This is a genomic window from Nocardia tengchongensis (genome assembly GCF_054781395.1).
The window spans coordinates 507,718-530,960 of the sequence record NZ_BAAGUM010000001.1; the positions used below are offsets into that span (position 1 = coordinate 507,718).

General features: G+C 67.8%; 18 protein-coding genes. 13 read left to right on the forward strand and 5 right to left on the reverse strand.

The window, feature by feature from the left end; genetic code table 11:
* Positions 1–7 precede the first annotated feature (7 nt).
* Together ACYVKL_RS02415 and ACYVKL_RS02420 are read right to left on the reverse strand one after the other, a co-directional pair.
* On the reverse strand, positions 8–976 hold the full coding sequence (locus ACYVKL_RS02415; protein WP_213554755.1) for an alpha/beta hydrolase: 969 nt from the start codon (positions 974–976) through the stop codon (positions 8–10).
* Positions 977–1,013: 37 nt separating this feature from the next.
* Positions 1,014–1,331: a putative quinol monooxygenase gene (locus tag ACYVKL_RS02420; RefSeq protein ID WP_379173497.1), complete on the reverse strand. Its 318-nt coding sequence runs from the start codon at positions 1,329–1,331 to the stop codon at positions 1,014–1,016.
* 173 nt (positions 1,332–1,504) lie between these two features.
* Here ACYVKL_RS02420 and ACYVKL_RS02425 point away from each other — a divergent pair, with 173 nt between their 5' ends.
* Positions 1,505–2,395 (forward strand): AraC family transcriptional regulator, encoded by an 891-nt coding sequence (locus ACYVKL_RS02425; protein ID WP_379173499.1) that lies wholly within the window; start codon positions 1,505–1,507, stop codon positions 2,393–2,395.
* Here the strand turns inward: ACYVKL_RS02425 and ACYVKL_RS02430 are convergent.
* From ACYVKL_RS02430 to ACYVKL_RS02440, 3 genes are all read right to left on the reverse strand, one after another.
* On the reverse strand, positions 2,371–3,030 hold the full coding sequence (locus ACYVKL_RS02430) for a class I SAM-dependent methyltransferase (RefSeq protein ID WP_379173501.1): 660 nt from the start codon (positions 3,028–3,030) through the stop codon (positions 2,371–2,373). The genes ACYVKL_RS02425 and ACYVKL_RS02430 overlap by 25 nt on opposite strands.
* Positions 3,031–3,181: 151 nt before the next feature.
* Positions 3,182–5,974 carry an AAA family ATPase gene (locus tag ACYVKL_RS02435; RefSeq protein WP_379173503.1) on the reverse strand — a complete coding sequence of 931 codons (2,793 nt, stop codon included), beginning with the start codon at positions 5,972–5,974 and terminating at the stop codon, positions 3,182–3,184.
* Complete coding sequence (locus tag ACYVKL_RS02440) at positions 5,971–7,209, reverse strand: low temperature requirement protein A (RefSeq protein WP_379173505.1); 1,239 nt, start codon at positions 7,207–7,209, stop codon at positions 5,971–5,973. The genes ACYVKL_RS02435 and ACYVKL_RS02440 overlap by 4 nt, the downstream gene beginning before the upstream one ends.
* A 188-nt stretch (positions 7,210–7,397) precedes the next feature.
* Between ACYVKL_RS02440 and ACYVKL_RS02445 the strand changes: the two genes are divergently transcribed.
* The 12 genes from ACYVKL_RS02445 to ACYVKL_RS02500 all read left to right on the forward strand — a co-directional run bounded on the left by ACYVKL_RS02445 (position 7,398) and on the right by ACYVKL_RS02500 (position 23,229).
* Positions 7,398–7,940: a 2Fe-2S iron-sulfur cluster-binding protein gene (locus ACYVKL_RS02445; protein ID WP_379173507.1), complete on the forward strand. Its 543-nt coding sequence runs from the start codon at positions 7,398–7,400 to the stop codon at positions 7,938–7,940.
* On the forward strand, positions 7,937–8,929 hold the full coding sequence (locus ACYVKL_RS02450) for an FAD binding domain-containing protein (protein WP_379173509.1): 993 nt from the start codon (positions 7,937–7,939) through the stop codon (positions 8,927–8,929). The genes ACYVKL_RS02445 and ACYVKL_RS02450 overlap by 4 nt, the downstream gene beginning before the upstream one ends.
* A 23-nt stretch (positions 8,930–8,952) precedes the next feature.
* Entirely contained in the window at positions 8,953–11,070 is a 2,118-nt protein-coding gene (locus tag ACYVKL_RS02455) for a xanthine dehydrogenase family protein molybdopterin-binding subunit (protein ID WP_379173511.1), read from the forward strand.
* 26 nt (positions 11,071–11,096) lie between these two features.
* Entirely contained in the window at positions 11,097–12,077 is a 981-nt protein-coding gene (locus ACYVKL_RS02460; protein WP_379173630.1) for an XdhC family protein, read from the forward strand.
* A complete protein-coding gene (locus ACYVKL_RS02465; protein ID WP_379173513.1) occupies positions 11,959–12,969 on the forward strand; it encodes an AraC family transcriptional regulator in 1,011 nt (336 codons plus the stop codon). Before ACYVKL_RS02460 ends, ACYVKL_RS02465 begins: the two co-directional genes overlap by 119 nt.
* A gap of 306 nt (positions 12,970–13,275) precedes the next feature.
* Positions 13,276–13,920: a VOC family protein gene (locus tag ACYVKL_RS02470; RefSeq protein WP_379173515.1), complete on the forward strand. Its 645-nt coding sequence runs from the start codon at positions 13,276–13,278 to the stop codon at positions 13,918–13,920.
* Between the two features lie 47 nt (positions 13,921–13,967).
* Positions 13,968–14,420 carry a hypothetical protein gene (locus ACYVKL_RS02475; RefSeq protein ID WP_379173517.1) on the forward strand — a complete coding sequence of 151 codons (453 nt, stop codon included), beginning with the start codon at positions 13,968–13,970 and terminating at the stop codon, positions 14,418–14,420.
* Positions 14,417–15,424 carry a zinc-dependent alcohol dehydrogenase family protein gene (locus ACYVKL_RS02480; protein WP_379173519.1) on the forward strand — a complete coding sequence of 336 codons (1,008 nt, stop codon included), beginning with the start codon at positions 14,417–14,419 and terminating at the stop codon, positions 15,422–15,424. The genes ACYVKL_RS02475 and ACYVKL_RS02480 overlap by 4 nt, the downstream gene beginning before the upstream one ends.
* Positions 15,425–15,441: 17 nt before the next feature.
* Positions 15,442–16,320, forward strand: coding sequence for an alpha/beta fold hydrolase (locus ACYVKL_RS02485; protein ID WP_379173521.1), 879 nt, complete (start codon positions 15,442–15,444; stop codon positions 16,318–16,320).
* 43 nt (positions 16,321–16,363) lie between these two features.
* The gene (locus ACYVKL_RS02490; protein ID WP_379173523.1) at positions 16,364–19,117 is read left to right on the forward strand and encodes a helix-turn-helix transcriptional regulator; all 2,754 of its coding nucleotides are present in this window, start codon (positions 16,364–16,366) and stop codon (positions 19,115–19,117) included.
* A 159-nt stretch (positions 19,118–19,276) separates the two neighbouring features.
* A complete protein-coding gene (locus ACYVKL_RS02495; RefSeq protein WP_379173525.1) occupies positions 19,277–22,033 on the forward strand; it encodes an ATP-binding protein in 2,757 nt (918 codons plus the stop codon).
* A 320-nt stretch (positions 22,034–22,353) separates the two neighbouring features.
* The gene (locus ACYVKL_RS02500; protein WP_379173527.1) at positions 22,354–23,229 is read left to right on the forward strand and encodes an alpha/beta fold hydrolase; all 876 of its coding nucleotides are present in this window, start codon (positions 22,354–22,356) and stop codon (positions 23,227–23,229) included.
* The last annotated feature ends 14 nt before the right edge of the window (positions 23,230–23,243 follow it).

Below are 23,243 nucleotides of genomic sequence, written 5' to 3' on the forward strand. Positions count from 1 at the left end.
ACGCAGCTTATGCTTGTGCCCCAGTGGGATTCAGGATTCTAGCGAGCCAATCGGTGCGGGTTCGGCGGGCGGCGACGGCGAGTTCGGCGTGCGGGAACAACGAGTCGAAGCCGTGGCAGCCGCCTGCCCACACATGCAGTTCGGCCTGACCTCCCGCCGCCCAGATGCGCGTCGCGTAGTCGACGTCCTCGTCGCGGAAGACCTCGGCGGAGCCTGCATCGATGTAGGTGGGCGGCAGTCCGGACAGATCGTCCGCGCTGCTGGGCGAGACGTAGGCGGGGATCCGGTCGGTCGGGAGTTCGGCCAGCACAGCATTCCAGGCGAAGGCATTGGTTTCGCGGGTCCACACTGCGGGCTCGCCCGAATATTGACGACTGGAGGTGCTGGCGTTGCCGTGGTCGAGCATCGGGCAGCTCAGGATCTGGGCGAGGATAGCCGGTCCGCCCAGGTCGCGCGCCATGAGGGTGATACCGGCGGCGAGGCCGCCGCCCGCGCTGGTGCCCGCCACGACAATGCGGGCGGGGTCGATGCCGAGTTCATCGCTGTGCTCGGCGATCCAGCACAGCCCGCGGTAGCAATCCTCGACCGGGATGGTGCCCGGGTGTTCGGGAGCGAGCCGGTAGTCGACGGTGACCACGATCGCACCGGTGGCATCGAGCCATTCCAAGGGGATGTCGAGCTGGGAGTACCTGTCGCCCATGATCATTCCGCCGCCGTGCATCCAATAGACGCACGGCGCCGCGGCGCGCGCATCGACCGGGGACAGAATGGTCAGTGCGATATCGGCGCCGTCGGTGGCGGCTACCACCACCTCACGCCGGTCGACCGCCCGAGTGCCGAGCAGCTCCTCGATCGGAGTCGACGGCAATCGCCGGAGTTGAGTGAGGATCTCCGGCGTGATCTCCGGAATGAGCGGCATGACCCCCAGAAGGGCGGCGAGTTCAGGGTCGAGGGCGGGGCGGGCAAGCGGTGACATAGTTGTTCCTTTACCGGTGTTCGAGCGGACTCGGTTGTCAGAGCAGGGCTTTGCCGCCGACCGGGACATAGTCGGTGTAGGGCCCCTCGCTCGCGACGAGCTCCTTGACCTGAGCGACGATCGCTTGGGCGGCGGCACCGGCGAAGATCCGGTGGTGGTCCTGTTCGCTGCTCCAGCCCTCGGTGACGTGGATCGTGTTCGGATCGGTGGCCGATCGGCAGACCAGGTAGACCAGGCAGTGCTCACTCGCGCCCGGATTGCCCTCGGTCAGTCCGGACAACAGCAGCTCGACGAGTTCGTCGGCCTTGCCGGGCCGAGCGGTCAGGGTCGCGTTGAATCCGTAGTCGACGCTCATGTCGAAATCCTTCGTTGGTAGTGTGATACTCCCGGTCGAGTTGCTCTTCCGGTTCATCCGTTGACTTAATTCCACCGCTTCAACTGCGGAGTTAATACAAGAGAACTCTCGATCACTTGCCTGATCCTCTCGTTCAGCGGAGCTTTGTTGGAGCGGTGTGCTGCAATCGGCAGATGAGTTTCGACGAACTCGACGCGCTGCTGGCCCGGCACGCCCGCCCCGATCAGACGACCGCGATCGACGGCCTGCACATCGCCTCGATCACGCGTTCCGGCCCGCCCACTCTGGAGATGACCGGCACGGTGCTGGCGGTGCTCGCGCGCGGCCGCAAACGTCTCGCGGTCGGCGACCGCGTGCACGAATATCGCCCCGGCGGCTACCTGGTCGCATCGATCGACCTACCGGTGACCGGCCACTTCGTCGACGTCCGATCCGATAGTCCCGCACTGGGTTTCGCGCTCGAACTGGACTCGTCGGCCATCGCCGACCTGCTGCTCGATGCCGGACCCGCCGAACCGACTCGCACCCGATCGGCAGCTGCGCCGGGGATCGCGGTCGGCACACTCGGCCCCGAACTGCTCGACGCCTCGATCCGCCTGCTCCGGCTCCTGGACCACCCACGTGACCGGGTCGCCCTGGGCCCGCTGATCAAGCGGGAGATCCTGTGGCGCTTGATAACCGGTGACCAAGGCGCGGTGGTCCGCCAACTCGGCCTCGCCGACAGCGGCCTGCACCACATCGCCCGGGCGGTACGCTGGATACGCGACAATTACAGCGAACCGTTCCAGGTAGCGGATCTGGCCCGCCTGTCCGGCATGAGCCCGTCCGCGTTCTACCGAAACTTCCAGGCGGTCACGACCCAGAGCCCCATCCAGTTCCAGAAGCGAATCCGGCTCGAACAGGCGCGGCTGCTGCTCACCACGAACCCGAACGATGTAACCGCCATCGCCCACCGCGTCGGCTACGACAGCCCCTCGCAATTCAGTCGCGAATATCGCCGCCTCTTCGGCCGCCCGCCGAGCGAGGATGTGCGGGGCGCTCACCGCGTGACCACCGTCGCGTGACGGTCGCCGGTCCCTACCGTGGCCTCGCGATCGGTCAGTCGGCGCGGGCGCGGTCGGCGGCAGTAGTACACGAAGGCCGGTGGCACATTGGCCCATACGGTGCGACACGCCAGCACCTCGTCGAAATGGTCGGCAAGCCGTTGTCGCAGCCGTCGGGCCGGTGGCATCCAGCGAGTGGAGGTGTAGGCGAAGGTGCAGAACACTCCGCCCGGCGTCAGGCCGCCGACGATGGCAGCGAGCAGATCGTCCTGCCGACCAGGTGCGAACGCCGCCCAGGGCAGGCCGCTGACAATGACATCGGCCTGTTCGAAACCGCCGGCGGTCAGGACATTCTGTAGTTCGCACGCATCGGCCGTGGCTACCCGCACGCGTGGGAAATCGGCGGCGAGCGCCGCGGCGAACCGCTCGTTGATCTCGATGGCGAGGTGATGGCCGCGCCCGGCCAGCCGCTGCTGGACCGCCAAGGTGAAAGCCCCTGTGCCGGGGCCGAGTTCGAGTACGACCGGGTCGCCGTCTCGCGGAATGGGGATGGTGACCGCATCCGCGAGCGACGGTCCGCTGGGCGTGATCGCCGCGACTGTCCCTGGGGCACGCAGGAATTCGGATAGGAAGCCGGATCGGTGAACTGTCGTCATCGCGGATACTCCCGGATCAGTGGATGTGATGGATCAACTGTCCGGTGCGACGGGGTACGAACACATCTGTCATTCGACTGCCGTACCGGGCGGCGATCACGCCCGATGACCTAGTCCGGCAATGACTCTTGACCGATTGGCGGCTCAATGGTCAGCCGGGTCGATCGTCCGCACTTCCGTGGGCGGCCGCGTCGAGGTGCCGTGACAGCGCGTCCGCGAGTCCGGCGCGTGAGCTCACCCCGAGTTTCGGATAGATTCGATACAGGTGAGCGCCCACGGTTCGATGCGACAGGTATAGCTGTTCACCGATCTGTTTGTTGGTCAGTCCACGCGCAGCCAGCTGCGCGATAACCGCCTCCTGGGGGGTCAGCGCCTCGGGGACGATACCTGGCGATACCCGTTCACCTTGACGATATCCAGTGGCGCGCAGTTCATTTCGTGCTCGCTCCAGCCATGGCACGGCATTCATGGCGGCGAACCCGTCCCGCGCGGCGATCAAATGCGGACGCGCGCTCGCGGCGGCGCCGTTCCGGCGCAGCTTCTCCCCCACTATGAGCCGAATCCGGGAGGTTTCGAACTGCCACCGTTCGGCATCAGGCGCGTCGAGCACCGTCTCGAGCTGGGTCAGGACCTCCCGGTCGTCGCTGATGAGAACCTCGGCGCCGGCGACGAGCAGCGCCATGCGCGGCGACAGCGCCGCCACCTCGGCCGCACGCATCGCCCGCACGTGGGCGTGCGCCTCCGCGACGCGACCGGTGCGCATGGCGGCTTCGACCAGATCGAACATGACCCAGGTGCAGTGCGGCACATGCGAAGCAAGCACACCCGGCGGACTCATCGCGACCGCGTGCTGGTAGCCGGCCTCGAAATCACCGCGGCCCAGCGCGGCCAGCACTCGTGGATGCCGGGCGAACAAATTCGCCGCTGCCACACCGCGCGGGCGGGCCCAATGGGTGATCTCGTCGGCCAGTTCATCGGCTTCCGCGAACCGGCCGCGACCGGCCGCCATCAGCGCGCGATGGTATCGAAAGTACCAGGCGAAGAATGGGAAACCGCCACTGTCGCAGACTCTTTGGCCCTCGTTTGCGAGATGCTCGGCCTCATCCCATCGACCGGTCAGATAGTCGTCGAGACACAGATGCATCAGCGCACCGATATGTCGGCGAGGTGGGCCGCCATCGCGGCCCTGATGGACGATGCGCCAGGACGGCTGGCGTGAATCGGCCAACCGGTCCAGGTACACCGACGCCGTCCCGATCCGCATGATCCTGGTGGGATCGGTTTCCTCGGGCAGCGCCGCAAGCACGGTCGCGACCAGCTCCGACACGGCCCCGCCGGTTCTGACGGGATCCGGAAAGGTCTTGCTGAGCAGGGCCAAGATCGCCGGCGGCTCCGGATCGAGCCGGTCCAGTGCGCGAAAATACGGCTCCCAGTAGTGCGGTGCGGAGCCGTACCAGCACAGCAGCAACAGTGTGTGCATGGCTTCGATCAGCGCCGGGTCGTCAGCTCGGTATCGGTGATCACCGGTTTCGATCGCGCCCACCAGTAATCGGTGCGCGGTGGTCACATCACCATCGCCGTTCAGCATGAGGAACGCCGCGGCATTGGCCGCGTGGAGCGAACCGGAGGAGTCCGGGGCCGCCTGGTGGGCGTCGGTCAGCAAGCTGCGGGCGGTATCGCCGGTGCCGCCGGCCTCCGCTCCGATATAGGCGGCTTCGGCGAGTCGCCGACCACGATCGGCGTTCGCGGGACTCAGCTCGGCCGCTCGGATGAGGGACACCACGGCCGCGAAGGCGTCCCCGCGCAACATGGTTCGATGCGCGGCCGTTTCGAGGAGCCGGGCGACGGTTTCATCCGGACCGTCCGCGGCGTGTGCGAGATGCCAGGCGCGGCGTTCTTGGTCCTCGGATACGGCCCGCGCGAGCTGAATATGCGCGCCCCTGCGCTCCTCGTGGGTCGACATCGCGACGATCGCGGATCGAATCAGCGGGTGCCGGAACAGCATTCGCGCGTTGGCATCGTCGATGTGCACCAGTTGCGCCCGCTCTGCTGCGGCCAGGCCGATGAGACCGTCGCCGGTGTCGAGAATCGTGCGGAGCACGCGCAATTCGCCCGCGCCTTCGAACGCGGCAAGCAGCAGCAGTCGGCGGGTGCGCTCGGGCAGCGCGGAGATGCGGGCGGTGAACAGCGCCTGCAATCTCTCGTTGAGCGGTATCAGCTCGTCTCGAGAGATGCTGGTGTGGACGGTCTCGGTGAGTGTGCACGGCAGTTCCAGCAGCGCGAGCGGATTGCCCTGTGCGAGGTCGAGCAGCCGCCGCCGGTGCGGCGGGCGCAGTCGCGGGAACGTCGTGTCGAGCAGCGCTTCGGCGGCCGCCGCGGCCAGCGATTCGATCACCAGCTCTGGCATATCGCCGCGCTGTGGAAATCCCTCCGCGCCGGAACGGACCGAAACCAGCAGCCCGACACTGGTTCCCGTGACCCGTCGCCCGATGAAGCCGAGCACCACCGCACTGGCCCGGTCGATCCACTGGATATCGTCGACCAGCAGCGCCACCGGCTGCTCGGTGGCGACCGCGTTCAAGAGCAGCAGTGCCGCGGTGCACACCAGCAGTACGTCCGGTGCGGGCCCCGCCCCGAAACCCAGTGCGACAGCGAGTGCCTCGGCGGGGCCGGGGGCCAGGACAGGCAGTCGTGCGTACAACGGCATCAGCAGTTGGTTCAGCGCTGCATAACTGACATCGGCCTCGAACTCTGATCCGGAAGCGCGCAGGACCGTCATTCCGTCGGCCGCGGCGCATCGTGCCGCCGCGTCCAGCAGGACGGACTTTCCGACACCGGGCTCGCCCCTGAGCATTACGGCCGCGCCGCCGCCGCGCAGCCCGGCGAGGAAGTCGGTCAGCGCGGCCAGCTCGGTCTCGCGCCCGATGAGTACGACCTCGCTCATGCGACGTGGGTCGCCGATCGCCGACCGGCCTCAGGTGCGGATATCGGTGATAGACGATCGAGGGAGAGGACGCCGAAAAGGAGTGCGGCCGTGGTGGCGAGCGCCGCCAGCGGTGGCATTGGGCTCAGCGCGGGGATGGCCGTGAGCATGATCAGCGCGGCGAGGAGGCGCGGGCGCATCGCCGCACCCACGACCCGGCGCGCGAACAACGCGGTTCCGATCAGATAGAGCCCCGCCCCGCCCGCGAGCGCGACCGCGCCGAACAACCCGTATGCCCCGGTGCCCGAGATATGCGCCATGGCCGTTTCGATCCCCAAGGCCGACAACACGATTCCGGCGACGATCGGGAGGTGTAGATAGGTGTAGCCGTGGTGGGCCGCACGGGACCGCTCCCGATCATCGAGCTCGCACAGCGCGTGCTCCGCGGCTGTGGCGACCTCGCCGAAATAGGCCCGCCACAGCGCGATGGCGATGGCCATCGCCAACAGCACCCCGGCCAGCGGTGGGATATCGATCGGCCCGGCCCCCATCCCGATTGCCACGGTGGATTCGCCCAAAGCCAAGATCACCACGAGCCGATGTCGTTCCACGAAATGCGTCGCCGAACTGATCCGGCTGCGCACGCCCCAGGTGGTGAGGTTCGCGATCACCGGTTCGACGGTCACAGCCGTCAGTACACACCACACCTGCCATGGCGATCCGAGGAGCGCACCACCGATGAGCAGTGCGGCCGAGGGGACGATCGAAAGGCATACGGTCTGCACGACTTCCCGCCGGGCGGCGGGACCGCCGACGGAGGTGAACATGTAGACGGTCAGGTGGGTCAGCCGGGCTACCAGGTAGGCGGCCACGAAGATCAGCGGCCCGGATAGTCCGCCCGTCCGATCGGCATAGGCCTCCGGCACCATGACTGCCATGACGAACACCGCCGTCATGCCCGTGAACATGGCGCCGCGGACGAAGCCTTCGTCGGCGTGCAGTTGGTTGGCCAGCCAGCTGTACGCAGTCCACGACCACCACAGCAGGGCCAGCACGGTCAGGCCCCGCAGTATGCCCATCGCGGTGTGCGCATCTGCCATCAACCGGCTGACCTGGGTGAAACCGAAGACGTACGCGAGATCGAAGAAGAGCTCGACGGCGGTGACCCGATCACCCTCCACACTTGCCACCGCCCGCGGCACGGCGGCGGGATGGCTACCCCGCACCGCGTGCGGCGTCCCGAATCGTCGACTCACGGCAGCACTCCTCGCTGTGTATCCCGATTGTTGCCGTCATTCATCCGTGCGCATTCGGGGAAGTCAACGAGTTCGGCAGGATCGTGCAAGTGACCGCGACTTCTGTGTTACCGCACTCGATTCCGAGGCTGGTTACATGGAAAAGGCGATGGGCATCCGGTCCATCGCGAGGGTGGGAAGGTCATGCCATGGTCGACGATATGCACAGCGAGATAACGCTTTTCGTCAACGGTAAGACGACATCGCTGGAGGTCGACAATCGCCGCACGCTACTGGACGCGGTACGCGAGGACCTCGGCTGCACCGGTCCGAAGAAGGGCTGCGACCACGGCCAGTGCGGAGCCTGCACGGTAATGCTGAACGGTCGCCGGATCGTGTCCTGCCTGACCCTGGCGGTCGCGGCACAGGACGCGGAGATCGTCACGATCGAAGGCATCGCCGAGGGTGATGCCCTGGCTCCGCTTCAGGAGGCATTCGTTCGCCTCGACGGCTATCAGTGCGGCTTCTGCACGCCGGGACAGATCTGTTCGGCGCTCGCGATGCTCTCCGAACATGCCGAGGGCTGGCCCAGTGCGGTGACCGCCGACGTCTCGCCGGATGCGCCGACACCCGAACTCGACGCCGCCGAGGTCCGGGAACGGCTGAGCGGCAACCTGTGCCGGTGCGGCGCGTATCCGTCGATCGTCCGAGCCACGCTGGAAATGGCCGCGCGGAAAGGGATTTCATCGTGAAGGAGTTCGCGTATCGGCGTGCGACCGACGTCGACGAGGCGTTGCGCCTGGCCGCCGCGGGGGGCGACACCCGCTTTCTGGGCGGAGGAACCAATCTGGTGGACCTGATGAAGAATGGCGTGGAGGCGCCGGAACGGCTCATCGACGTGCGATTCCTGCCACTCGGTGGGATCTCCGAAATCTCCGGCGGCGGAATGCTGCTCGGGGCCACGACCACCAATAGCGATATTGCCGCGCACCCCGACATCCGCCGTCGTTACCCCGCGCTGTCGCAGGCGATTCTGACGGGTGCGTCCGGGCAGCTGCGGAATATGGCGACTGCGGCCGGAAACCTGCTGCAACGCACGCGGTGTGGATATTTCGCCGATCCGAGTGAACCCTGCAACCGACGCGCGCCCGGGAGTGGTTGCGGCGCCCTGGCCGGGGAGCATCACAACCACGCGATCCTCGACTGGTCGCCCAGTTGCGTGGCCACCCATCCCTCCGATATGGCCGTCGCACTTGCCGCCTTCGACGCGCACGTGCGGTACCAGACGATGGAAGGTGCTGGGGCACTACCACTTTCGCGCTTCTATCTGCCGGTCGGCGATTCGCCGCACAAGGAGACCGCGTTGCCGGGCCATGCCCTGATTACCGGTATCGCTCTCCCATCGGTCACCCCGACGCTCCGATCGCGCTACCGCAAGGTCCGGGAACGCGCTTCCTATGCCTTCGCCACCGTATCCGTCGCGGCGGCACTGGAAGTGCTCGAGGGACGGATCCTCGACGTCCGGATCGCACTCGGCGGCGTCGCTTCCCAGCCGTGGAGGGCCCGAGTCGCGGAGGACATGGTGCGCGATGCCGCCGCGGACGCGGAACTGTTCCGAGCCGCCGCCGACGCGGAGTTGTCAGCGGCCCGGCCGCTGCGTGACAACGCCTACAAGGTGACCCTGGCGCGCAATCTCATCACCACCGTACTGACCGAACTGGCTGCCTCCGAACGGCTTTGACTCACTCCAGCGGAAGGATCGCCATGAATACACTGCCACCGGCGCCGGAGCCCGGTCACGCCGGCGCTATCGGCGTCGCCCGCGCCCGCCTCGAGGGTCCGGGCAAGGTCACCGGTGCGGTCCGGTACGCCGCCGATGACCCCGTGAAGGATCTTGCGTTCGGATACCTCGTGACGGCACCGATCACACGCGGCCGCATACGCGACATCGGCGCCGCCACGGTGCGGGCTATGCCCGGAGTCCTGGCGGTCATCGACCATACGAACGCCACGCGTCTGAACCCCGAGGCAGGCTCGTACTTCGGCCCGGACGGGAATCTGCAATTGCTCCAGTCCGCCGAGATCCCCTATGCGGGTTGGCCGGTCGCGGTGGTCGTCGCCGGCACCTGGGAACAGGCGCGTCACGCGGCGACGATGCTGCGGATCGACTACGAGGAGTTCACGCACGACACCGCGTTCCGCCCAGATCATCCCGCCGCCCGCCCGGCGCTGGACCTGTTCGGTCCCGAAGCCGCGCTCGGTGATCTCGCGACCGAGTTCGAGGCGGCCTCGATCGTGGTCGACGAGCGGTATCGCACGCCCGAAGAGTATTGCAGCGCAATGGAACCGCACTCCGCCACCGCATGGTGGGACGGCTCGGATCTGCACGCGGTCGATACCGATCAGGGGCCGTGGATCATCGCGGGCGCACTGTCTGCGTTGTTCGAACTCGACCCGGCGCGTGTGCACATCCGCGCCGAGCATGTCGGCGGCGGATTCGGTTCCAAAGGGTTGTGCGGTCCGCAACTGATACTGGCGGTCATGGCCGCCACCGTGACCAGCAGGCCCGTCCGAATCACCCTGACCCGCAACGATGTTTTCCTGATCACGACCATGCGTCCACCCACCGATCAGCGTGTACGGATCGGCGCGGACGCGGACGGCCGCTTCCGCGCCCTGCATCACGAGGCCGCGTTCGCGGTCTCCCCGCTCGTCGAGTACATCGAGGGCTGCACCGAACTCACCAAGACCCTGTATGCCGCCCGTGCCATTCACACCGGGCTGACCGTCATACCCGTTGATACGGTGCCGCCGTACTCGATGCGGGCCCCCGGTGCGGCTCCCGGTTCCTTCGCACTCGAATCCGCCGTCGACGAGATCGCCGAGCGTCTGGGCATCGACCCGGTCGAGCTTCGATTGCGCAATGAGCCCGCCGTCGGCCCGGTATCCGGGTTGCCGTTCAGCAGCCGCGAGTCGAGCGCCTGCCTGCGGGAGGGGGCGCGCCGTTTCGGCTGGGAAATGCGCGATCATCGGCCCAGGCGCAGGCCCGACGGCGCCCTGCTGATCGGAACCGGGGTGGCCACAACGAGTTTCAGCGTCGGAGCCTTCCCGTCATCGGCGTCGATGACCGCCGAATCGGACGGGACATTCACCGTGGCGATCGGCGCGGCGGATATCGGCACCGGCGCGCGCACCGCGCTCACCGCCGTCGCGGCCGACGCCCTCGGGGTCGATATCGGCCGGATCCGGGCGTTGCGCATCGCCGATAGCGATCTCGGTGCGGCCTGGAGCGCGGGTGGGTCCCGGGGCACGACCTCATGGACATGGGCGATCACGGAGGCCGCGACACGACTGCGTGCGAGGCTGCCCGCCGCCGCGCTCCCCGCGACGGTGACCGTCGATACCGCGACCCTGCTCGGCGATCTGGCCGCGCGCGAACGCCACGCCTACAGTGCGGTTTTCGCCGAGGTCGCGGTGGATACGGCGAGCGGGGAGGCGCGAGTGCGACGACTGCTGGGGATGTTCGCCATCGGGCAGGTCATCAATCCGCTGCTGGCGCGCAGTCAGGTGATCGGCGGGATGATCGGCGGGCTGTCGATGGCTCTGCACGAGGAGGGCGTTCGCGATCGGGTGACCGGCCGACTGGTCAACGCGGATTTCGCGGGCTATCACATCGCCGCTCACGCTGACGTCCCCGATATCGAGGCCGACTTCGTCCCGGATTATGAGCCCGGAATCCCCTGGGGCGTCAAGGGGGCCGGGGAGATCGGCAATGTCGGCACCGCCGCCGCCATCGCCAATGCGGTATGGCATGCGACCGGTGTGCGACAGCGCACGCTGCCGCTGCGTCTCGATCGACTTCTCGAAACCCCGGCCGGATGAACGCGGGGCAGGCCTGGCACCCGTGCATGCTGCGAGAGGTCTGGCCCTTCGTCGACGCGCACCGTCGTCACGGCAGGCCCGTCGTGTTGGCACGGCTCGTCGATCGGGACGGTCCAGGCGCCCGGCCGCTAGGAGCCGCGATGGCCGTGGCCGCCGACGGCACCTGGTGCGGCTCGATATCGGGCGGCTGCGTCGAGGGCGTCGTGCTCGAGGCGGCCCGCGAAGTGCTCGCCGGTGGCCTCGGGCGCATGCTGTCGTTGATTCCGGGCGACGAGTTGCTGCCGTGGGAAGCGGGACCGGCCTGCGCCGGCGAGCTTCGAGTATTGATCACCCCCGCACCATCCGATCCGGTGCACGCCGCGATCACCACCGCGTTGGAGCAGGATACGGATCTCACGATTCGAGTCGAGTTGCGGCCGCCATATAGCTGGAGTGCCGCAACCGATTCCGGCGCGCTGACCGCCTCGGGTCCGGCGCACACCGAGGCGGTGACCCGCCGCCGCACGCTCGTGCTGGCCGGGGCCACCGATCTCGCGGCGCTGGTGGCCACATTCGCGGAATCCCTGCAATTCCGCGTGGTGATCGTGGACCCGCGACCGGCACATCTGGAATCGGGTGCGTTCTGCCACTCGGCGAGACTGATTCGCGGATGGCCGGGTGAATGGCTGACCGCCAACCCGCTGCGTCGTTACGATGCGCTCATCGCGGTGAGCCACGACCCGCGTATAGACGATGGCGCGTTGCGAGCGGCGCTCGCGGGCGAGGCGAGCTTCGTGGCAGCGCTCGGCAGCCGGGCAACACATGCGCAGCGCATCCGGCGGCTCGCCGGAACCGTTGGGTTGGAACGACTTACCGGGCCGGTGGGCCTGGATCTAGGAGGGATCACCCTTGCCGAAACAGCCCTTTCCATCGTCGGAGAGCTGGTCGCCGCAGGAAACGGGCGCGCGGGCGGGCCACTTCGCCACGGCACCCGCCCCATCCACTGTCGCCGGATCGCCTCGGCTTGACCGGGAATCGCTGCTCGACGAACTGTGCGAACTGATGGATCGCCATGCTCGTTCGGACCTGACCACCGCGATCGACGAAGTCAAGATTTTCAAAGCCTTAGCGCCCCAACCGCCCCGGCCGGTGACCTACGGCAGGGTCTTCGCTCTCGTAGGGCAGGGCACCAAACGGTTCGCGCTCGGCGAGCGCATGTACGAACACCGGGCCGGTGAGTATCTCGTCGCATCGTTGGATCTTCCGGTGGTAGCGCATTTCATCGAGGCCGCACCCGGTCGCCCCGGGCTCGGCGTGGGCCTGACGCTGGACCCGGCCGAGATCGTGCGAATGCTCCTGCTCGCTCCGGCCGCTCTGCCCGACATAAGCACGCTGACACCACCGGGACTGGCGGTGAGCGAGGCCGAGATCGAATTGATCGACGCGGTCCTGCGCCTGCTGCGATTGCTCGACCGGCCCGGCGATATCGCCGTCCTCGCACCGCTGATCAAACGGGAGATCCTGTGGCGGCTCATCACCGGCGAACAGGGCGCGATGATCCGCCAATTCGGCACGCCCGAAAGCAATCTCAATCATATCGCCGCCGCGATTCACTGGATCAGGAGGCATTATCAGTTGCCATTCCGGGTGGAGGATCTCGCGAACCGAGCGGCGATGAGCGTATCCGCATTCCATCGCAGCTTCCAGACCGTCACCGCGATGAGCCCCGTGCAGTTCCAGAAACGCATTCGCCTGAACGAGGCTCGGCTGCTATTGATTGCCGATCCCAGTGACGTCACGGGTGTGGGACGCAAGGTCGGCTATACCAGCCCTTCCCAGTTCAGTCGCGAGTATCGGCGTCAATTCGGCGCACCACCGAGCCTGGACGCCCGGGGTTTCCAGAGCGGGACGTCGGCCTGAGACCGGCGGCTGATTTGTGCCTCGAGCGAGGGACCCCCGCTTGGTGCAGTCAACAGGACAACACCGACGGGTCGCGCTCCCTCATGACCGACTGGACCGACACCCGGCCGAGCACTCGCTGATCGGTGCCGTATTTCAAAACCGCTGAATGCGCCATCAATCTGACCTGGCACGGCGGGCCGCAGGCAGCACCCGGGGGCTGTGCCCGGGTACCGACCAGGGTTCGGCACTGGTTCGACGCAGCCGGTCCGATCGCACTCTTGGAGTTGTAAGCAACCGCTGGCAACAGAACAAGGAGTGCAGGCAATGAACACCACAGGGGTTCCCGCGCTGAAGCTCGAAGCGGTAGTCATCCCGGTCGCCGACGTGGACCGGTCGAAGAAGTTCTACGAAGGTCTGGGCTGGCGCCTGGACGCCGACTTCGAATTCGACAACGGCTTCCGGGTCGTGCAGTTCACCCCGCCGGGCTCGCCCACGTCGATCCAGTTCGGCACCAACATCACCACCGCGGAGCCCGGCACGGCGCAAGGCCTGTACCTGGTGGTCTCCGACGTCCAACAGGCACGCGAGGCGCTCGTGGCCGATGGCGCGGAGATCAGCGAGGTCTTCCACCCCGGTGCTCCGGGGGCGCAGTTCCAGCCCATGTCCGGTGACGGGCGCGTAGCGGGGCCGGCGGACGAGCGGGCGAGCTACGGGTCCTTCGCGACCTTCACGGACCCGGACGGCAATGCCTTCCTGCTCCAAGAGGTCACCACCCGTATCCCGGGTCGCATCGACACCACCGAGACCTCGTACGCCACCACCGGCGACCTGGTCGACGCACTGAAGCGCGCCGCTGCCGCCCACGGCGAACACGAGGCCCGCAACGGCGGCCGGTACGACGCGGCCTGGCCCGAGTGGTACGCGGCCTACATGGTCGCCGAGCACCACGGCGAGCAGCTGCCCGAGTAACAGACCACAACGAGATCACCCGAGATATCCAGCAAGGAGAAAGAACGATGACCACCATCCGCATGCACGCGAACACGCGTGTGACGCCAGAGGAATTCGTGGCGGCTCTCACCGACTTCGGTCCGGACCGTTCGACGTTGTTCGGCAACAGCGATGGCACATACCTCTTCGTGCACACCCGCGATGACGACCATGCCGACGTCACCGAAGGATCCGACGGGGTCTGGGAGCGGCTCGATTACGACTGGAGCAACCCGCAGCACGTGGTGCTGACCACCACGGCCTCTAATGTGTGGGGCCGCGCGTCGGGGCACACCTACGACCTGTCCCGGCGTGCCGACGGCACCACCGATGTCGACTACGTCGTGGTGCGCGAGGGCAAGAACCTTCGCGGCTGGTTCCTCGGCGCTGTGCTCGCCACCGTCGGCAGGAGCGTGCTGACCAAGGCGTTCCGCAACTCGGTATCCGCGATCGAGGCTCGCAAGGAAGTGCGGGCATGACCGTCGACAAGGTGATCCTGACCGCGGTGGGCACCGATCTCGGGAACAACATCGCCCTCGTATCCGAAGAGAACGTCACGGCAGGTGACGGCGAAGTCGTGGTCGAGATCGAAGCCGCGCCCGTCAACGGAGCCGACGCACTGTTCGCCATGGGCTGGTTCGGGGTCTACCCCAACGTGCCCGCGGCGATGGGCGCCGAAGGCGTGGGCCGGGTCGTCGCGGCCGGGGCAGGCGTGGACCCGGCCCTGATCGGGCGGCGCGTGATCATGATCCCGACATTCCGGTTCGGCACGTGGGCCACCGAGACGGTCGTGCCGGCAACAAACGTGGTGCCTGTCCCCGAGGATGTGGACCCGCAGCAACTCGCGATGCTCGCCGTCAACCCGGCCACGGCCCACGTGCTGCTGCACGAGTACGTCGACCTGCGGCCTGGTGACTGGGTCGGTCTGGACTTGGCCAACTCCGCCGTCGCCCACTACCTGATCCCGCTGGCGAAGCGCGCCGGACTCAACACACTCGCCGTCGTCCGCCGTGAGGCGGTCGTCGACGAGGTGAAGGCGTTGGGGGCCGACATCGTCCTGGTCGACGGCGAGGATCTTTCGTTCCGGATGGGCGAAGCGCTTGCGGGCGCACGCCTTCGGGTGCTCTTCGAGGGCACCGGTGACCCGGACCAGGTGGCCCGACTGGTGACGGCGGTGGCAGACGGAGGAACGGTCGTGGCGTTCGCGTCGGCGACGGGCCAGACCCCCGCGATCCCGCTCGGGGACCTGATCTACCGCGGTATCGCGTTGCGGTCGGTCTACATCGTCGGCTGGCTGCAGAACGCACCACGCGAGAAGGTCCAGCGGATGTACGCCGAACTCGCAAGCTTGGTGGCCGAAGGAGTGATCGGCGCGGAGGTCACCGCGACCTACCCGCTCGACGAGTTCGCCAAGGCGATCCAGCACGCCCAGCAGACCGAGCGCAACGGCAAGGTCCTCATCGTCCCCGCAGCCCGGGCCTGAAGCAGAGGAAGAAGCAGATGACCTCCACCCAGATCGCCGGGCAGTCGCAGATGACCGCCCGGATCCAGACCATCGACGCCGCGAACGGCGTCACCTACGCCTACCGCCGCTTCGGCAACGCCGCGGCCGACCAGCCGCCGCTGGTGTTCCTCCAGCACTTCCGGGGCAATCTCGACAACTGGGACCCGATCCTGGTCGACGGCCTCGCCGAGCACCGCGAGGTCGTCCTGCTCGACAACACCGGGGTCGGCCTGTCCACCGGTACGGTCCCGGTGACGGTGACCGAGATGGCGCGCGATGCGATCGCGTTCCTGGACGCACTCGACTTCGGCGAAGTCGACCTGCTCGGGTTCTCGCTCGGCGGCATGGTCGCCCAGGAGATCGCGCTGCTGCGCCCGCGCGTCGTGCGCCGGCTGGTACTGGCCGGCACCGGGCCGCGCGGCGGCCGCCAGATGCACGGCTGGACCTTCGACATCGAGCGCACGGCGAACCAGGCCGACAACGGCCTCGAGGACCTGCTGCACATCTTCTTCGGGGTCACCGAGAGCAGCCGTGCACTCGGAATCGATTATGTGCAGCGCATTTTCAGCCGCACCGAGAACGCCGACCGGCCGACCGGACCCGAGGTCGCGCGAGCCCAGTACGACGCGGTCGTCGAGTGGGGAATCCCGGACCCGAGCCGCCTGGCGCGTCTCGCCGGGATCACCCAGCCGACGCTCGTGGCCAACGGGGACAACGATCTGATGATCCCGACGGTGAACTCGCAGCTCCTCGTCGACCACCTGCCGAACGCGCGGTTGCGCATCTTCAGCGACGCGGCCCACGGGTTCCTCTTCCAGTACCCCGGCCAGTTCGCGACGCTGGTCGACGAGTTCCTCACCGGTTCGGCCGACTAGAAGCGGTGCGGCACAACGCGATGGCGGTGGCTAGTGTGGCGGAATGGCCGCACGGACCACCGCCTTTCGCGGTCGCACGGAGGAACGCCACCTTCTCGACAACGCGCTGCACCGTGCTCGCGCTGGTGAGAGCAGTGCGCTGGTGCTGCGAGGCGAAGCAGGAATCGGCAAGACGACACTGCTGAATTACCTCTCCGATCAGGCGACCGGTTGCCGCATCGTCCAGGTGACCGGCGTCGAGTCGGAGCTCGAGCTCCCGTTCGCGGCCCTGCACCAGCTGTGTCTGCCGATGTTCGACCTGATCCCCGCTCTCCCCGATCCGCAGGCCCATGCCCTGCGGGTGGTTTTCGGACATGTGGCGGGAGATGCACCTGACAAGTTCGTCGTCGGGCTCGCGGTCCTCGGTCTGCTCTCGGAAGCGGCGACCAACCAGCCGGTCGTGTGCCTGGTCGACGACGCCCAATGGCTCGACGACGCGTCGGTCCAAGTCCTCGGCTTCGTGGCCAGGCGGCTGGCAGCGGAGTCGGTGCTCATGGTGTTCGCGGTCCGCGAGCCGACGGGCGAGCAACTACTCGCAGGCATCCCGGTGCATGCCGTCTCCGGTCTCGGCCACGACGATGCGGTCGCACTCCTCGCAGCGACGCTCCCAGGACAGCTCGACCGCCGGGTCCGCGACCGGATTGTCGCCGAGACACACGGGAACCCCTTGGCTCTGCTGGAACTGGCGCAGCGTGGGAAGGCCGAGCTGATGGGCGGGTTCGCGTTCCCCGCGATCGGGGCCGGAAATCTCCACGACCTCTACGTGCGGCGGATCCGAGAGCTGCCCGATCCGACCCGCAGGCTGCTGCTGCTCGCTGCCGTGGAACCAACCGGGGATGCGACTGCGCTATGGCGGGCCGCCCAGTCGCTGGGCCTGGGGCCGGATGCTGCCGCGCCCGCCGAGGAGGAGCAGCTTTTCGAGGTCGGGGAACAAGTGCGGTTCAGCCACCCGCTGATCCGCAGCGCCGCTTACACGGCCGGTACGCCAGAGGAGCGTCGCGCGGTGAACGCGGCGCTGGCCGATGCTCTCGATGCCGAGGCCGAGCCCGAACGCAGGCTCTGGCACCTTGCTGCTGCGACCATCGGAACCGACGAGGAGGTCGCGGCCGCGCTGCACAACGCCGCAGGCCGTGCCAGGGCACGCGGAGGAGTCGCGGCCGCCGCGTCGTTCCTCCAGCGAGCCGCGGAGCTCACGGCCGACGCGCGGAAGCGCACCGAACGAACCCTGGAAGCAGCCCAAGCCCACCTCGACGCGGGCCACTACGACAAAGCGCTCGGTCTGGCCGCCGCAGCCGAAGCAACTGCGGTTGATGACCTGCAACGCGCCCGCGCGGATCTCATGCGCGGGCTCACCGGACGCGCGGCGAGATCGGGCAGCGACGCTCCCGTTGCACTCGTGCAGGCAGCTCGACGGCTGGAATCCCTCGACCCGAGGTTGGCCCGCGACACGTACCTGGACGCCTGGGGCGCGGCACTCGTCGCGGGGGGCTTGGCACATCCGGACGGTGACCTGACGCTGGTCTCGCGAGCCGCCAGCTCGGCGCCGTCGTCGGGTTCCCCGAGCCCCGGCGATTCGCTGGGACTGGGATTGGCCACCTTGATAACGGACGGAACGGTCACTGCGGCACCTGCCCTTCGAGCGGCAGTGACGTCCTTCCTCGACGCCGACGTCGCCCCTGACGTCTTCTTGCGTCGCGGCATTCTGGTCGCGAATGCAGCACTGTCCCTGTGGGACTTCGAAGCGTGGGACGCGGCCAGTAGCCGGCACGTGGCGTTGGCGCGCGGAGCCGGAGCGCTCGCGCCACTGGCCAACGCGCTCAACGCACATCGAGTGGTCGCGTTGTGGCGCGGCGACGTCGAGCACGCGCGCGACCTCGGTCTCGAGGAGCAACTGGTCAAGGAGGTGACCGGAACGCAGAGAGCGTCGTACGGCGACCTGTTCCTGCTGGCCTATCAAGGAAACGCTGCCCAGGCTGCGCCGCTGATCGCGACCGTTGCCGCGGAGGCGACGGCTCGCGGCGAAGGACTCGGCCTGCAGATCGCCGATCGCGCGACCGCCCTGCTCCACCTCGGTCTCGGCCACTACGACCTGGCGTTCGACGCCGCGGTCCGGGCGGCCGAGGGAAACCTCGGCCCCTTCACAGCGCAGGCGCTGCCGGATCTGGTGGAGGCTGCCGTTCGCAGCGGGGCGACCGAAGCCGCGATGAGAGCGCTGGACAGGTTGACCGTCTATGCGGCGGTTCCCGAATCGGATTGGGCGGCAGGGCTGCTGGCGCGCTCGCGGGCGCTGGTCGGTGTCGGCGACTCGGCCGAGCGTTCCTACGCCGAGGCGGTCGAACGTCTCGGCCGCACGCGCCTGCGGTTCGAGCTCGCACGGTCGCGGCTGCTGTTCGGCGAGTGGCTGCGCCGGGAACGCCGCCGCAGTGACGCTCGCGGCCATTTGAAGGCCGCCTTCGAGGAGTTCGTCGCGATGGGAGCCGATGGCTTCGCCGAACGCGCCCGACATGAGCTGCTCGCCACCGGGGAGAAGGTCCGGAAGCGGACCGCCGACACGCGCAACGAGCTGACCCCGCAGGAAGGCCAGATCGCCCGTATGGCGCGCGACGGTCGCACCAACCAGGAAATCGGCAGCGAGCTGTACATCAGTGCCCGCACCGTGGAATGGCATCTGCGCAAGGTGTTCGGCAAGCTCGGGATCAGCTCTCGACGCGAGTTGCGCGACGCGCTGCCCGACCGCGAGGTCGCGCGCGCCACCTGACCCCGGCTCCGCATTCCGCATCGTTGCCGTCGGCGGGCGCGGAATCGCGAAGACCCGGGTGTCCACCGGGGACAACACGGGCGCGATTTTCAGGGCTTCCCGTACAGGCTGTGACGTGGTCCGACATCGGGCTGCACAGTTCGAAGGGGTGTTCTCGCAATGAGTTCCAGGTGGCTGGGCCGCGCCGGCGGTCTTGTCGGTCGCGACAGCGAACGCGAGGCATTTACTCGACTGCTCGATGCCGTGCGCGCCGGGGAGAGCCAGGTACTCGTGCTCAGAGGTGACGCCGGTGTGGGTAAGTCGGCCCTGCTCGACAATCTCACCGGCCGGGCGACCGGTCTCCGGGTTCTGCGTGTGATCGGCATGCAATCGGAAATGGAACTGGTCTTCGCGGCTTTGCATCAGCTGTGCGGCCCGCTGCTCGATCGAGTGGACAAGCTGCCCGCACCCCAGGAAGAAGCGCTGCGCACCGCATTCGGGCTGAGCGAGGGGCCGGCACCGAAGCCGTTCATGGTGGGGCTGGCGCTACTCGGTCTGCTGTCGGAGGCGGCTGAGGATCAGCCGTTGCTGTGCATCGTCGACGACCACCACTGGGTCGACCGAGCCTCCGCCCAGGTCCTCGGATTCGTGGCCAGGCGACTGGCCGCGGAGCGTGTCGGTCTGGTCTTCGGAACCCGGGTCGCAGCAATGGAATTGGCCGGCATTCCGGAACTGCCCGTGACCGGGTTGTCGGACCGGGACGCGCACACGCTGCTCAACGCCGCGATGTCGGGGTCCATGGATGCGCGTGTGAGGGATCAGATCGTGACCGAGACCGGCGGTAATCCCTTGGCGCTGTTGGAGTGGGCACGTGGAACGACCTGGAACCGCCTCGCCGGTGGGTTCGGACTGCCCGAGGCGGTCACCGTGTCGAGCCGGATCGAAGACGGATTTCGCAGGCAACTCGCCGCGATGCCCGGTGACACTCGCCGCCTGCTGCAACTCGCCGCCGCCGACCCATCGGGCGACGCCGCGCTGGTGTGGAAAGCGGCGTCGGCGCTGGGTCTCGGACTGTCGGCCGCGACCCCTGCGGTGGAAGCGGGAGTAGCGGAATTCAGCACGCGAGTCTGGTTCCGGCATCCGCTGCTTCGGTCTGTCGCCTACCGAGCGGCGAGCGAGTCGGATCGGCAGCGCATCCATCGGGCGCTGTCGGAAGCGACTGATCCGACCCTGGACCCTGATCGGCGGGCCTGGCACCGGGCCCGAGCGAGCGTCGGTCCGGACGACGACGCCGCCGCAGATCTGGAGCGGTCAGCAGCCCGCGCCCAAGCGCGCGGCGGCCCAGCAGCCGCGGCGGCGTTCCTGGAGCGGGCGGGGTTGCTGTCCTCGGATCCCCGGCAGCGCATCGAACGACTACTCGCGGCCGCGCAGGCGAATCTGCAAGCAGGATCCTATGATTCGGCGCTCGGACTACTCGCGACCATGGAAGTCGATCCGCTCGACCCGCCCCAGCGTGCGCGCGCGGATCTGCTGCGCGGACAGATCGCCTTCGCCTCGGGCTCGGGCAACGACGCGCCGGCGCGACTGCTGCGCGCGGCGATTCGATTGTCGGCCCTTGATCTGGACCAGGCCCGCGAGACGTTTCTGGCCGCCTGGATCGCGGCCGTCTTCGCGGGCGGACTCGCCTCCGACGGCGATCTGGCCGAAGTGTCCAGGGCCGCACAACGTTTGCCACGGTCGACGAGCCCCGGCAAGCCCGAGCAGATCCTGCACGCGCTGTCATTGGCCATCACCGCCGGACCGGCGCCCGCGGCACCCGCGCTGCGCGCCGTGGTCGATGCCTTCGACAGCACCACCGAATCACCCGAGGACGTGCTGCGTTGGAGCTGGCTCGCACACGCCGCCGCCGTCGCCCTCTGGGATCACGCTGCGTGGCGGCGGATTCTGTTACGCAACGCGGAAGTCATCCGCTGTGCCGCCGCCGCCGACCTGCTGCCGGTCGTACTGTCAACCCTTGGGGCAGTTACCGCGTGGACCGGCGACTTCGCCGAAACGGCTGCCATCGTCGCCGAGCTGGAGGCGGTATGCCAGGCGACCGACGCGAGTGCATGGTCCTTCGCTCCGATCATCCTGGCCTGCCTGCGCGGGGACCGGGCCGGCTCCGAAGCCCTCGTCCGCGCGACGCTCGAGGTAGCGACCGTTACCGGAAACGGAGGCGCGATGACCTTCTGTGGTTGGGCTATGGCCGTCCTGCACAACGGACTTGGCAATCATGAAGAAGCCGTCGAACAGGCGACGCGCGCTCGGGATACCTCACCGGACATCTTCATCGCCAACTGGGCGTTGCCCGAACTGGTCGAGGCGGCCGTACGAACCGGCCGCATCGAGCTCGCGGAGTCGGCCGTGTCGCAGCTGGAGCAGGTCGCGATGCCGGGTGGCACCGAGGAGGGCCTCGGACTGGTGGCCCGCTCCCGGGCGCTGATTTCAACAGGCGAGGAGGCCGCGCAGTTCTTCCAGGAGGCGATCGCCCGGCTCGCACGTACCGAACTTCGCCCCGAACTGGCACGCGCACATCTGCTTTTCGGTGAATGGCTGCATCGCGAAGGGTTGAGTGAGGATGCACGCGAGCAGCTACGCACAGCACACGACATGTTCGCCGACATAGGAACCGCAGCATTCGCCGAGCGCGCTCGGCGTGAACTGCTGGCCACTGGCAAACGTGTTCGCCGCCGCCGGGTCGATCAGACAGATGCGCTCACCGATCAGGAGGCGCTGATCGCCAGACTCGCATGCGACGGCCGCACAAACCCCGAAATCGGTGCTCAATTGTTCCTCAGTGCACGCACCGTCGAATGGCATCTGCGCAAGGTGTTCACGAAGCTCGACATCGGTTCCCGCCGCGAACTCACGAACGCTCTTGCTCAGCGAACCCGATAATTCCGACTGATCGACAGCCACCGACGGATGAGACTGCCCGGGGCCGGCCAGATTCGACCCACAACAGGCCTCATCCGTCCATCTATCCCTTCCGTGTAGCGGGTGAATCACCCTGCGCGACAGCATTTCCGGCACCGCCCAGTGCACCGCGCGCCCTGATTCGGGGATGCCCGGCACCCCCTGGCACCGACTGGTCGGAGGCTCTGGCCAGGGTGGCACCCAGGGGCTTTCCCGGGCGCGAGCAGGGACCCGGCAGCGCGACGCTGATCGAGTCACGGCCGCACCGGGCCCTGGCTTCGGCTTCGAACTGGAGAACCACAATGTTCAGCAACCCCCGCTACGCAATCGGCTTCATGGCCGCGCTGGTCGCCACTTTCACCGCGACACCGATCTGGGCTTCGGGACCTGTCTCCGAGGCCGCCGGCCCGTCCGTCGTCCAGCCCGCGGGCGGACGCCTCGACTCCCCGGACGGTCCGGGTAAGCCGAAACCGACGATCGTGTTGGTGCACGGCGCTTTCGCCGATGCGTCGAGCTGGCAGAAGGTCACCGACTCGCTGCAGCGGGCCGGGTACCCGGTCATCGCGACCGCCAATCCGCTCGAGGGCCTGGCCCAGGACGCCGCGCGGCTGAGTTCCACTATCGCTCCCATCGAGGGGCCGATCGTGCTGGTCGGGCACTCCTACGGTGGAGCCGTCATCTCGCAGGCCGCGGAAGGCAATCCGAAGGTGAAGGCGCTGGTGTTCATCACCGCGCTGATTCCCGACGTCGGCGAGCAGATCAGCGCGCTGGCGGCGAAATCCACTACGTCCCAGCTCGGTCCCACGCTGGTTCCGGCGAACTACACCAATGCCGATGGCAGCACCGGCACCCAGCTCACGGTCAACCCCGACAAGTTCCACGATGTGTTCGCCGCCGACATCCCGGCCGACCTCACCCGCGTGATCGCGGCCTCGCAGCGGCCGACCGATGCCGCGGTGTTCTCCTCGGTCCCGACCGCCGCGGCCTGGCACACCATCCCGTCCTGGTCACTGATCGCCCGCCAGGACCTGGCGCTGGGCGCCGACCTCGAGCGGTTCGAGGCCGATCGCGCACACAGCAAGACCGTGGAAGTCGACAGCTCGCACGTCCCCATGTTCTCCCAGACCAACGCCGTGACCGACCTCATCCTCGACGCCGCCAAGCACACCGGTCGATAACCGCCCCAGCATGT